Source organism: Sulfuricella sp., assembly GCA_041651995.1.
In the GTDB taxonomy this organism is placed as follows: domain Bacteria; phylum Pseudomonadota; class Gammaproteobacteria; order Burkholderiales; family Sulfuricellaceae; genus Sulfurimicrobium.
Genome location: JBAZID010000007.1, coordinates 63,816 through 76,765, shown reverse-complemented (window position 1 = coordinate 76,765; position 12,950 = coordinate 63,816). Strand labels below are relative to the sequence as shown.

Below are 12,950 nucleotides of genomic sequence, written 5' to 3'. Positions count from 1 at the left end.
GCGCGCCTTGATGCAGGAGTTGAGCAGCGGCTCAGGGCAGGCCAATGCGGAATCAGGCAGCCTGCACCGGGATTTCCTGTCTACGATCGATGATGCGGTTATGCTCGTCGACATATACCAGGTCGGGGTGGAATTTCTGCAGTTCCAGCTCGTTGTAGCTCGCGTAGCTGGCAATGATAATGAGGTCGCCAGGATTGGCCTTGTGCGCAGCAGCTCCATTGATCGAAATAACACCGGAGCCGCGCTGGGCACGGATGGCATAGGTGGCAAAACGTTCGCCATTGGTGATGTTGTAGATCTCGATCTGCTGGTACTCGCGGATATCAGCCGCTTCCAGCAGATTTTCGTCAATCGCGCAGGAACCCTCGTAGTGAAGCTCGGAGTGAGTCACCCGGACGCGATGCAACTTCGATTTGAGCATGGTTCTTTGCATGGAGCTCCCCCTATAAAACAGGGCAAAGGGCGGTCATTATAAGCCGGAGTAAGCAGCAATTCAAACCCTTAGTAAAAACCAGGCTTTATGCGATAATCCGCGCTATGCAAGCTCATGCTGACACACTATCAAATCCGGGCTTCGCCTTGCGCCCAGAACCGGGGGAAGCATCAGCCCTTGCCGCCGGCATGATCGTTTCCAGAGACTTGCCCGGCCCGGGCTGCATCACGGCCTTGTACTTTCCTCTGGGCGCGGCCCGCAATTTTCTGAGCGAACACGCCAATCATGTCCTGGGTGTGATCTGCCACGGCATTGAAGCGCCCTTCATTCCCGGGCGAATCCCCGTCGCAAGCGTCGAAATGCCGCAACTGGGATTGGAGCCGCTACTGGAAATCTGGGCAGCGGGAGATCCTGTCAGCGCAGCCCGGACCGGCAACATTCACTGGGCGCGCACCACGGATTTTCTGTTTGGCTGCTACCGCCAGCCGCCCCATGAAAGCCTGGAAATCGGCACGTATCATGCCTATCGGGAAATATTCTCGCTGTTGCAGAGCGAAAACGTTCCAAACCTGCTACGCGTGTGGAATTATTTTGCCGCCATCAACGCCGATGAAGCGGATGGCGTGGAACGCTACAAGCATTTCTGCATCGGCCGCCACGATGCCTTTGCACAATTCGAGCGCCTTCAGGCTGAAGACATTCCCGCGGCCAGCGCCGTTGGCAGCCGGGGCGGGCAGTTTGTACTGTATTTTATCGCGGCAACCAGGCCAGGCACGGCAGTGGAAAACGATCGCCAGGTGAGCGCCTACGATTACCCGCCACAATATGGTCCACGCAGCCCGCTGTTTTCCCGCGCCACCCAGATTTCCTGGCTGAAAGAGCCGCAACTCTTCGTTTCCGGCACCGCCAGCATTGTCGGCCACGCCTCGACTTGCCTGGATGATGTGGCACAGCAAACGCACGAAACGTTGAAGAACGTCAGCCGTGTCCTCGGGCTCGCATTCACTGACCAGGACAACGAAAAATTTGCCCAGCTCCGCTCGCTCAAAGTGTACATCCGACATGCAAGGGATTTCCCGGTAATCCAGTCGATTGTCGAAAACTCGATTGGGAATCACGTTTCCTGCATGTATCTTCTGGCAGACATCTGCCGCAGCGAACTTCTGCTGGAAATCGAAGCCATCGCAGGAGAAACTTGAGCGGGTAGCGCTGGGGCCTTGTTTGCAAGCTTAATGGCAAGTGGCCATATCACGACAGTCCAAATCAGGACGCGTCTTCAGCGCACAACAAAAAGCCCCGGAGATTTCCCTCCGGGGCTTTTTCTGGCCATCGGCCGGTATTGCTTACTTACTCGCTTGCTTGCGGCTGCTCGGCGGGTGCTTTCGGAACTGCGGGTGCCGGGGCTTCCAGCAGGGCTTTCATGGACAGGCGCAGGCGCCCTTTTTCGTCCGCTTCCAGCACTTTCACCTTGACCGCCTGACCTTCCTTGAGGTGGTCCGCTACTGCGTTGACGCGCTCGTGGGCGATCTGGGAGATGTGCAACAGACCGTCCTTGCCCGGCAGCACGCTGACAATGGCGCCGAAATCCAGCAGCTTGAGCACGGTGCCGTCGTAGGCCCTGCCCACTTCCACTTCGGCGGTGATGTCGGCAATGCGCTTCTTGGCCAGTTCGCCGGCTTCGGAGCTCATGCAGGCAATGGTAACTGTGCCGTCCTCGCCGATGTCGATGCTGGTGCCGGTTTCTTCCGTCAGGGCACGGATCACCGCGCCACCCTTGCCGATCACGTCACGGATTTTTTCCGGGTTGATCTTCATGGTAATCATGCGCGGCGCGAAATCGGACAGCTCTTCACGCGGTTTGCCAACGGCTTCCTTCATGATGCCGAGAATGTGCATGCGGCCTTCCTTGGCCTGGCTCAGGGCGGCCTGCATGATGTCCTTGGTGATGCCGTTGATCTTGATGTCCATCTGTAGCGCGGTCACGCCAGTCTCGGTGCCGGCCACCTTGAAGTCCATGTCGCCGAGGTGATCTTCATCACCCAGGATGTCGGTCAGCACGGCAAAGCGATTTCCTTCCTTGATCAGGCCCATGGCGATACCGGCCACGTGATCCTTGAGCGGCACGCCTGCATCCATCAGGGACAGGCAACCACCGCAGACTGATGCCATGGAGCTGGAACCATTGGATTCGGTGATCTCGGACACCACGCGCATGGAGTAAGCAAAATCCGCAGCATCTGGCAATACAGCCACCAGGGCACGCTTGGCCAGACGGCCATGCCCGATTTCGCGGCGCTTGGGCGTGCCCACGCGGCCGGTTTCGCCGGTGGAGTACGGGGGAAAGTTGTAATGCAGCATGAAGCGGTCGGAATACTCACCCTGCAGCGCATCGATTTTCTGCTCGTCGCGTGCCGTGCCCAGCGTGGAAACTACCAGCGCCTGGGTTTCGCCACGCGTGAACAGGGCGGAACCGTGGGTGCGCGGCAATACGCCGGTGCGGATGGTGATGGGGCGCACGGTGCGCGTGTCGCGACCGTCAATGCGTGGTTCACCGTCGAGGATCTGGCCGCGCACGATCTTGGCTTCCAGGTCCTGGAAGAGGTTCTTGATATGGTTGATGCGATCGGAATTCGCACCTTCACCCGCCACTGCATCCACCACGCGGCTGCGGATTTCGTCCACCTGCGCGTAGCGCGCCTGCTTTTGCTTGATCTGGTAAGCCTTGCGCACATCGGCTTCAGCCAGCTCGGCGATTTTCGCCACCAGTTCGGCGTCCTTCTCGGGAGCGGTCCATTCCCAGGCTTCAGCGGCAACTTCTTCAGCCAGTTCATTGATGGCGTTGATGGCGGCAAGCATCTGGTCGTGGCCGTATACCACCGCGCCCAGCATGATATCTTCGGGCAACTGCTGTGCTTCGGATTCGACCATCAGGACTGCCGTGTCGGTACCGGCTACCACCAGATCCAGCAGGGTGGTTTTCAGTTCGGTCGCGGTCGGGTTGAGCACGTAACTACCGTCGATGTAGCCCACGCGCGCAGCGCCGATCGGGCCGTCGAAGGGGATGCCGGAGATGGCGAGCGCAGCGGATGCGCCCAGCATGGCCGGGATATCGGCATCGATTTCGGCATTCGAAGACATGACCGTGGCAACGATCTGCACTTCATTGTAAAAGCCTTCCGGGAACAGCGGACGCAGGGGGCGGTCAATCAGACGCGAAGTCAGGATTTCCTTCTCGGAGGGACGTCCCTCGCGCTTGAAGAAGCCGCCGGGGATCTTGCCTGCGGCGTAAGTGCGTTCCTGATAATCGACGGTCAGCGGGAAGAAGTCCTGCCCGGGTTTGACGTCCTTGTTGCCGACCACGGTGACCAGCACCACGGTGCCATCCATGTCCACCATCACGGCGCCATGTGCCTGACGAGCAATCTCGCCCGTTTCCAGGGTGACTTCATGACGCCCGTAGGAAAAACTTTTCTTGATATGCTTCAATGCCAGATCCTTTTTTCTTGTTGCTCGAGGCTTGTTGCCGATAAATTATCTACTAACAGACAATTTATTTACGCAGGCCCAGACGCTCGATCAGGGTACGGTAACGATCGCCGCTCTTGCCCTTCAGGTAGTCCAGCAGTTTGCGGCGCTTGCTGACCATCTTGAGCAGGCCACGACGGGAATGATGGTCCTTTGCGTTATCCTTGAAATGCCCGGTCAGGTCATTGATGCGAGCGGTCATCAGGGCAACCTGAACTTCCGGGGAGCCGGTATCGGCAGCGCCAGTTTGATAATCCCGCACGATCTGTGCTTTTTGCTCGGTGTTAACAGACATCTTCCCTCTCCAAAAACTTAAATCGTGCATTTTACCTGTTTTAAGGGGAAATTCACAAGTAAATTAAGACCCTTTTGCACTACCCGCCATGCGCGTCTGACGCACGCGTTCAAAAAAACACACTGCAGCAGCCGCTGCGGCATTGAGCGATTCCATTGCACCCGGCATCGGGATGCGAATTCGCTGCGTGGCGGCCTGCTGCAAGCCGGGCGACACGCCGGCCCCCTCGTTGCCAATCACGAAGGCTACCGGCCCGGCGAGATCCAGATCAAACAAATCCACTTCAGCCTGCAGGCTGGTGACAATGACATCTCCGGCAAAATTTCTCGTAGCCGCAAGCAAATCCACCCCTTCATGAATCGGCAGGCAAAAATGCGCGCCCATCCCTCCCCGCAGTACCTTGGGGGCCCAGGCATCCGCGCAGCCTGCTGAAAGGTAGGCTGCCTGCGCGCCTGCAGCCGCAGCGGAGCGCAGGATGGACCCGAGGTTTCCGGGGTCCTGAAGCGCTTCAAGAAACACCGCGAAACTTACCTTTTCCCCCATCGTCAACTGCGGCACCGCCACCCGCGCCAGAATGCCGGTAGGCGCATCGACTGGTGCAATTTCCCGAAACAGGACATCGCTCATAAGCGCCAAATGGACAGATGGCAAAGCTTCCAGCACGGAACAGATTTCTGCCCGCTGCTGACCGGAAGCCGAGACAATCAGCATTTGCGGCAAGCCGACCTGCTCCACATACGCGGTAATGAGATGCTCGCCATCCAGCAACGCCTGCCCGGTTTTTTTTCTTTCACGTCCGCTCTGGGCGAGCTTCCTGAGGGATTTGAACAAGTCATTGTCGCGCGAGGTAATCACCGGCACTGCCCTCGCGAGCCCATCGCGCATTCCCGTCCATCCTGCCAGATGGCACGGTCCAGCACGGCACCCTTGAGTGAAGCGGAAACCAGCGTGGCGCCGCGCAGGTCGCTGTAGCTCAGGTTTGCGCCATCCAGATCGGCGTCATTCAGATTGGCCTGATTGAAATTCGCCCCGGCCAGTTCAGCCTGACGGAGCCGGGAACCGGACAGGTCGGCACGGGAAAAATTGGCATAGGTCAGATTGCTGCCGCTCAGGTCGGCGCCCCGCAAGAGGATTTCCTGTTTATCGCAACCGCTCCAGTTAACCCTGGGCGCAGCGTCATGCTGGCACTGGGGCAGTTCGGGGACGACACCGACCTTGAACGGATTGACGGGCGGGTAAAAAACCAGCCCCAGCGTCACCAGCAACACCAGTATCGAGACAACAATTATTGCGCCGAGGTAGCGCCGGCGCGAAGGCCACCGCTCTAGTTCGGGATGAAAGTGCGGCAGGGCCAGCACGTCGGAGCTGACGCTGATTTTGCGGCGCTCTTCACCACGCGGCCCGGCAGCATTTTCCTGCAACCTCCGGTCCAGGTGGGTGCGCTCATCCGCCCAGCGATGGGCAGCCTTGAGGCGTTCTTCCAGCCAGCGTTTCCTTTCCGGATCGTTCGTGGTCTGCAGTTCAAGCAACTCCACGGGCAACAGGGTGCGCACTGTCATCAGGGACTGCCATTCCAGCTGGTCCATACTGACTTCGTCAGAAGGGTCGAGCCTGCCCAGCAGAACATGGTTAGCCACCACCCGGCCTGGAAAAGGCCCGCTCACCGCCCCCGCACGGCGCACATACCAAAGTTGACGTTCACTCAATACCGGAATCCCTTTATCCCCATGCCTGTTCAGGCAAAACTTTCCATGCAGCAAGAAAATCAACGATTTTTTCCGTGTCCAGCGGCTTGCTGACGTAATAGCCCTGCACCAGGTCACAGCCCATTTCTTTCAGCCGCAGCAAGGTGGCTAAATCCTCAACACCTTCCGCCACAACCTGGAGCTCGAGATCATGGGCCAGCCCGATCATGGAATGAACGATCCTTTCGTCCTGGGAAGAGGTAAGCATGCCCCTCACAAAACTCATATCGATCTTGAGTTCATCCACCGGCAAACTGCGCAGGCGGCTCATGGAAGAATAACCCGTCCCGAAATCATCGATCGAAAGCCGAACCCCCGTTTCCTTGAGCCGCTCCAGCGACTCGCCATACATGGCATCATCCTCCATCACGGCAGTTTCGGTTAATTCAAGGGTAAGGCTGCTGGCAGGCACATTCCAGATACCCAGCATCTGCTGGATCACTTCGGACAAATGTATTTCCTGCAAATCATTTGCCGAAAGATTGATGGCCAAATGTACATCTGCAGAGACTGCCCGCATGGCATCGTAATGACACAGAGCCGAGTTCAGCACGCGCATGGTCAAATCAGAAACAAAACCCGATGCCTCGGCAACAGCAATGAACTTGCCGGGAGATATGGCGCCTTCTGATGCGTGCTCCCATCTGGCCAGCGACTCAACCCCGGCAATCTTACCGGAACGCAAGTCCAGCTTGGGCTGAAAATGAACATCCAGTGCGTTTTCCGTAATGGCATTGCGCAAATCGTTCTGCAACCTGAATTGCAGCAGATACGGCGTATCCAGCCTGGCTTCGTAAACAGCGAATCTGTCCCTTCTTCGCTTGGCCTCGTGCATTGCAACATTTGCCTGACGCAGAATTGAGTCGCCATCGAAATTTTCTTTCGAACCCAGCGCGACACCCACAAAGGGGGTTGCATAAAAATAGGACTCATCAATACACACGGAGGTATTCAAGGTGCGCAATATCTTGTGAGCGGCGAGAACAGCGTGGGCTTCGCTGGGCAAGTTTCTCAACAGGCAAGCCAGTTCATTACGCCCGACCCTGAAAATGCCGTCTCCCGGCTTCAAGGCATGGCTCAACATTCCCGCCACCTGAATGCACAAGGAATCTCCGGCCCGATAACCCATCATGCCATCGATACGGCCCACACATTCGAGCGATATCAAGGCAACCCCCACCTTGGCGTCCGCAGGCGCACTGTTTAGCGCCGCAACCAGCTCGGTAATAAATCCCAAGTGATCGGGGAGTAGAGAGGACGACAATGCAGCCGGACCGGGCGTCAAAAACCTGGCACCGGTCTCGCCTCTCTCCATGCTCAAAGGTAAAATTCCTTCAAATCGATCACGTACCCCCCCTCCGGCAGGGAGCATTTGATTTCATAGGGCTGGTCATTGAATGCAGGAGGGGCATTGATCAAATCCAGCATAATGGGTGACGTATAAGGTTTTTTGTCCGTATCGAGGAAGACCATTACCCTGGGCTTGAGCCGCCTGATGCGATTATGCGCCAGTACAATGGCTACTTCCCCGGTATTCAGTTCCACATAACTTCCTACCGGATATGGGCCCAGACACTGGATAAACTGTTCCACCATGTCTTCGTGGTAATACTCCTTGCGCCAGTTGTACAGCTTTTGCAAGGCGTCGAGAGGGGCAACCGAGTCCGCATAAGGCCTTTCGCTAATCAGGGCCACAAAACAGTCAACGATCGCGGCCATCTTTCCTAACAGGGTAATTTCCCGCTCTTTCAGACCCTGCGGGTAGCCGCTGCCATTTTCCCGTTCATGGTGCTGGGTGATAATTTCAACAGTCTGAGGAGCAATTTCAGGGCTGCTGCGAATAATGTCGAGACCAAACTGGACATGTTCCTTCATGGCCTCATATTCTTCTGACGACAAATTTCCTTTTTTTTCAAGAATGGTTTCCGGCAGGCGGGCCATTCCAATATCCAACAGGAGACCGGCTGCTCCAAGCGTTTGCAACTGCTTCTTCGGCAGTCCTATGTGACGGCCAAAAGCCAGAAGATGAATGGACACACTGATTGCGTGATCATAGGCATACTTGCTTTTTTTCTTCAAATAAGAGAGCAGGAGCAAGGCGTCAGGATTACGGATGACGCTCTCTGTTACCTCATCGATGGATTCATGCAGGACCTTGCTGTCCAGAACACCCTTGCTTATGACGCCTTCAAGTATCGAGCGCACCGCCTCGCTTGTCCGCTCCAGGGTCTGTTTCGCAAGGGGCAGCTCATCCTCGACTTTTGTCAGGGGAGGATAATGGGTACGCAATTTCGCCAGCAACCGGCCAGTGGGTGTCGAAGACGGGGCCGGCGCTTCCTCCAGTACCAGTATGGAGCGTTCACTCGCAACGCGCTCCATGGCTTCCAGCCGTTTCGCCGTGGCAACTGAAGCCCTGGAAGCGGCAGATGCCCCGCCAGACACCCCTCCTACCGGCACCGTACTCCTTGCCGGATCCACCAGGACAAAGCGGCAATAAAGGCGCAAATCTTCAATTTGCTCTTGCTGTTCGATCAAAAAACCCTGAAAAACAAAGGGCGTATCGAGCCAGGGGCGATCAAGCTCGTACACAAACATTCCCAGGGAAAGATCTTCTGTCAGGACTTTTAATTTCATTTGCATATCATAGCTGATTAGCCGAAAGTGCTGCCGGATATGGCAGCAAACGGCCCTGTTTTTCTTTTATTTTCTTGCCAGATGAGCCAGACCGTCCGCTGCGCGCACGCACAATTTCTTGAATTCAATATAGGTATGCTCATCCAGACTGCACTCGCCATGTTCGCGGTCGGCATAAAACAACCCTACCGGCTTGCCATGCACGAAGATGGACATGGCGAAAAACTCTCCCTCCCCGATTATTTTCCGTACTTCCGGCGGAATCATTGGTGCAAGGATTTTGGCATTGGCGGGGCTGAACCAGACTCCCTGCATTTTCTCCAGCAGGCGCACGAACAAATTGGGGCTGCGCAGATCAACTTCGAACTGCCGCAACGGTGAAGCCAGAGGAACGCCATGAACATATTTTGTTTTGAGAAAAGCGCGGTCACGAGAGATGAGGCTGAAGATGATGCGATTGAGGCCAAGCCCCTCATGCATCCCCCGCAACACCAGCGTCATCATATCGTGCAGATCGAGTGAGCCATCCAGATGGGCGCTGATTTCGTCCATCACCTGCTGCAAGCTGAAAGAGTCCGGCATCAGGCAAACTGTTTCACCCCCTTCTTCCTCCTGGTTCAGTGCCGCGGCCGGCAAACGTTCTTCCTCCCAGGTGCCTGGAAGCATGGGCAGCCACGCAGCGGCAGGCGGCACACCATACCAATCCCAGTACCGCGCGGCAGCAACCGCGGTCTGATGCACCAGCCAGGTTGTCGTTTCCTGCGGCAGGTTCAGGTTGTCCGCCATCGCCTCCAGCGTTGCTTCCATTTGCACCCCGTACCAGCCTCTTTCAGCCATGTGAGCGATGGATACACCCAACAGCACGCCTTGTGCACGCGGAACTCCAGCATTGCGGCAATCCACCAGTTCCGCCAGCATTTCCGGAAAACGCCAGGCAGCCGCCAATGCCAGGCGGAAGTCCGCCACTGAAAAACCCATGATCTTTTCGTGGGCCACACCGTAGTGCAGATGCTCGCGCCACACCGCATCGCGGATCTCCTGAGCGCGCTGCGGCGCATAAATCCACAGCATGATATTGCTCATATCATGCAGAAGAGCCGCGATATAGACCTCTTCAACCCGGATATCCTGGTGCTGGATGGCCCACTGCCGGGCCTGATAGGCCGCATGCAGGGAGCGGCTGTAGACTTGAAGCACGCTGGCGAGTGCCAGCGCTTGTTGCGCCAGCATGTCCTCAAGCGCCACCAGCGAAGCGAATTTTTTGAACAAGGGCACCGCGCCCAGCATCATGATGGCGTGTTCGACACTGGTAATTTCAGTGCCCAGCCGACCGCGCCGCGCTGAATTGGCAAGCCGCAGGAGTTTCAGCGTCATGAGTGGATCGCGCAGGACAACAACCGCGAGTTGCGACGCTGTCAGCCGTTCCGCGCTGGGGCGCAACCTGTCGAGTTCCCGTATGGTACGGCGCAACACCGGCACATCCTGACTTTCCAGAAACGTGACCCACTCATCCATGGACCCGGGCAGCTTGCTCATGGCTCACTTCCGCCAGCACCGAGGCGGTACAGATAAAGCCGGGACTGGTGCAAGTCATCCAGCTCCACCACTTCGCTCGGCTCCACGCCGGGGACCTGGAACGTATTACTGATAAATAGCGTTCCGGGCCGCATCTCACGCTGGATCTTGCGCCACAAATCCGCCATGGGCACCGGGGAGAGGTAAGCATAGACCACGTCGAAAGGCCGCAGATCGACGCGCCACAGACTGCCCCAGCGAATTTCGCAACACCCCTTGCAAAGCCGCATGCGTAGCCAGCTCACCAGGAAGGGCAGCGGCGCAATTTCCATGCCCACGTAGCGCCCATCCGGCCGCAGCTGCACAAGGAAACGCAGCAGCCCACCGAGGCCAGAGCCCAGATCCGCCACCACGGCAGAGGGCGGAAGCTGCTCTGCCACGGCTTGCCACGCCTTGCGGCTGGAAAGATACAAGGGGACCTGGGTTCTGGCGACGCTCCAGTAAACCAGAAGCAACAGCGCAAAAGCAGCCATATACCAGTACGAAGCGAGCGCCAGGCCATGCATCGCCAGCAGCGCGGGCACGAACAGAAAATTGATCGGCAGCCACCAGCGTGGCAGCCGCCACGCCCAGCCCAGTGCGGCTGCCAGGCCACCCACACACAGGGCATGGTGCAGCGGCAACAGAAATACCCCCACTCGCTCCAGCAAGGGCGTGCCCAGCATCAGCCACAGCATCACTGCCACGATTTGCACCAGCAATGACTTCATGCCCGGCGCCACGCCTCTGGTGGAAGGCGAGTCCTCAGGCATAGGGGCCACGATTTCAGTGCTTGGCTGGATCTGCACCTGCCGCCTCTTTACCTTTTTCCTGCAGCGTACCGGCCACATCCTCCTTGCTGGCGATTTCAAGTTCGGCCTTGTCCGCTTTGGTAATGGCTTCTTCAGCTTCCCGGTTCATGACAATGATGCTGATGCGGCGATTGACAGGACTGGCCGGGTTTTCCTGATCAAAGGGAACGGCTGAAGACAAGCCGACCACACGCAGCATTTTTCCATCCTCCATGCCGCCAGCGACCAACTCGCGGCGCGAAGCGTTGGCGCGGTCAGCCGACAGTTCCCAGTTGCTGTAACCCTTGTCGCCCCCGGAATAAGGTGTGGCGTCAGTATGCCCGGAAAGCGAAATACGGTTATCCACCTCGTTCAGCACCTTGCCGATTTCACGCAGAATAACCAGGGTATAGGGTTTAAGATGCGCGCCACCGCTGTCGAACATGGGGCGGTTCTGATCGTCCACGATCTGGATGCGCAACCCCTCCTTGGTGATATCCAGCATCAGCTGTTTCTTGAACTGCTTGAGCAATGGGTTGCTATCAATGGTTTTTTCCAGCTTGCCCTTGAGATCCTCGAGCTTCAGTTTCTCCTTGCGCACCAGTTCGGCCTTGGCGGCTTCCAGATTGATGGCCCGCTTTTTGCTGACAGGATCTTCCGCCTTCTTGACCTGGCCCGCCTTGCGGCTGATATCCGTACCGCCACCCTTGATCACGCTGGAAGCATCGCCACTGCCCGTGCCGCCCTGCAGGGCGACCTTGAGCGGAGTTTTGAAATATTCCGCAATCCCTTCCATATCACCCTTGGCGGTTGAACCCAGCAACCACATCAATAGGAAGAAGGCCATCATCGCGGTCACGAAATCCGCATAGGCGATTTTCCACGCCCCGCCATGGTGGCCGTGAGCGCTTTTCTTGATTTTCTTGATGACTATGGGGCGTTGGGAGTCGTCGCTCATATTTTAGCTTTCAGCAATCAGCATTCAGCATTCAGCTATCAGCGGCAAACTACGGGCTGACGGCTGATAGCTGATGACTGACAACTTGTTATTTCCCCTTGGACTGCTTGACGTGTTCTTCCAGCTCAAGGAAGCTCGGACGTTCGGTGGAATAAAGCACTTTACGGCCGAATTCCACTGCCACCTGGGGCGCATAGCCATTCAGGCTGGCAAGCAGGGTCACCTTGATGCACTCGAATACCTTGCTGGATTCCTGCAGCTTGTTTTCCAGCAGGGTCGAAACCGGCCCCACGAAACCATAAGCCAGCAAAATACCGAGGAACGTACCCACCAGCGCAGCGGCAATCAGCATGCCCAGCTCCGAGGGCGGAATACCCACCGATTCCATGGTATGCACCACACCCATCACCGCCGCCACGATGCCGAATGCCGGCAGGCCATCGCCCAGCTTGGCCACGGCAGAAACCGGAATGTGGCCTTCCTGATGGTGGGTTTCGATTTCGTTATCCATCAGGTTCTCGATTTCCATGGCATTGAGGTTGCCCCCCACCATCAGGCGCAGATAATCGGTAATGAATTCGACCACGTGATGATCGTGTGCAATTGTCGGATATTTGCTGAAAATCGGGCTGGCATGTGGATCCTCCACGTCTGATTCAATCGACATCAGACCTTCCTTGCGCACCTTGGCCAGCAACTCGAACAACAGGGTAAGCAACTCCATGTACAAGGCCTTGGTATATTTCGAGCCCTTGAAAATGGACGGCAGCGCTTTGAAAGTCGCCTTCATCACCTTGGGTCCACTGCCAACCAGCATTGCACCCAGGGCTCCGCCGCCAATCATGATCACCTCAACGGGCTGCCAGAGCGATGCAAGATGGCCGCCCGCCATGGCAAAGCCACCGAAAATTGATGCCAGAATGACGACATAACCAACAATCACCAGCATTTTAATTCCCCTCTCGTCGCAGGCTTGCCCAATTCATGCCAGCGAAATGTTTGCGACAACTTTATC

The 12,950-nt window shown here is 56.9% G+C and carries 12 protein-coding genes; 1 reads left to right on the top strand and 11 read right to left on the bottom strand.

Going from position 1 to position 12,950, the window contains the following annotated elements; genetic code table 11:
* Window positions 1-52: 52 nt before the first annotated feature.
* A complete protein-coding gene (gene panD / locus WC392_10530; GenBank protein MFA5242794.1) occupies window positions 53-433 on the bottom strand; it encodes an aspartate 1-decarboxylase in 381 nt (126 codons plus the stop codon).
* A gap of 188 nt (window positions 434-621) precedes the next feature.
* Between panD and WC392_10525 the strand changes: the two genes are divergently transcribed.
* Entirely contained in the window at window positions 622-1,632 is a 1,011-nt protein-coding gene (locus WC392_10525; protein MFA5242793.1) for a hypothetical protein, read from the top strand.
* A gap of 148 nt (window positions 1,633-1,780) precedes the next feature.
* Here the strand turns inward: WC392_10525 and pnp are convergent, their stop codons facing one another.
* From pnp to motA, 10 genes are all read right to left on the bottom strand, one after another.
* The gene (gene pnp, locus WC392_10520; protein ID MFA5242792.1) at window positions 1,781-3,919 is read right to left on the bottom strand and encodes a polyribonucleotide nucleotidyltransferase; all 2,139 of its coding nucleotides are present in this window, start codon (window positions 3,917-3,919) and stop codon (window positions 1,781-1,783) included.
* Window positions 3,920-3,983: 64 nt separating this feature from the next.
* Complete coding sequence (gene rpsO / locus WC392_10515; protein MFA5242791.1) at window positions 3,984-4,253, bottom strand: 30S ribosomal protein S15; 270 nt, start codon at window positions 4,251-4,253, stop codon at window positions 3,984-3,986.
* Between the two features lie 63 nt (window positions 4,254-4,316).
* Window positions 4,317-5,138 carry an RNA methyltransferase gene (locus WC392_10510; GenBank protein MFA5242790.1) on the bottom strand — a complete coding sequence of 274 codons (822 nt, stop codon included), beginning with the start codon at window positions 5,136-5,138 and terminating at the stop codon, window positions 4,317-4,319.
* Window positions 5,105-5,959, bottom strand: coding sequence for a pentapeptide repeat-containing protein (locus tag WC392_10505; protein MFA5242789.1), 855 nt, complete (start codon window positions 5,957-5,959; stop codon window positions 5,105-5,107). Before WC392_10505 ends, WC392_10510 begins: the two co-directional genes overlap by 34 nt.
* 13 nt (window positions 5,960-5,972) lie before the next feature.
* Entirely contained in the window at window positions 5,973-7,313 is a 1,341-nt protein-coding gene (locus WC392_10500; protein MFA5242788.1) for a GGDEF domain-containing phosphodiesterase, read from the bottom strand.
* 2 nt (window positions 7,314-7,315) lie between these two features.
* Entirely contained in the window at window positions 7,316-8,632 is a 1,317-nt protein-coding gene (locus WC392_10495; GenBank protein ID MFA5242787.1) for an HD domain-containing phosphohydrolase, read from the bottom strand.
* Window positions 8,633-8,698: 66 nt separating this feature from the next.
* Window positions 8,699-10,168 carry an HDOD domain-containing protein gene (locus WC392_10490; GenBank protein MFA5242786.1) on the bottom strand — a complete coding sequence of 490 codons (1,470 nt, stop codon included), beginning with the start codon at window positions 10,166-10,168 and terminating at the stop codon, window positions 8,699-8,701.
* Window positions 10,165-10,959 (bottom strand): class I SAM-dependent methyltransferase, encoded by a 795-nt coding sequence (locus WC392_10485; protein MFA5242785.1) that lies wholly within the window; start codon window positions 10,957-10,959, stop codon window positions 10,165-10,167. Before WC392_10485 ends, WC392_10490 begins: the two co-directional genes overlap by 4 nt.
* Before the next feature lie 13 nt (window positions 10,960-10,972).
* Complete coding sequence (gene motB / locus WC392_10480) at window positions 10,973-11,935, bottom strand: flagellar motor protein MotB (GenBank protein ID MFA5242784.1); 963 nt, start codon at window positions 11,933-11,935, stop codon at window positions 10,973-10,975.
* A gap of 88 nt (window positions 11,936-12,023) precedes the next feature.
* A complete protein-coding gene (gene motA / locus WC392_10475; GenBank protein MFA5242783.1) occupies window positions 12,024-12,884 on the bottom strand; it encodes a flagellar motor stator protein MotA in 861 nt (286 codons plus the stop codon).
* Window positions 12,885-12,950: the final 66 nt, after the last annotated feature.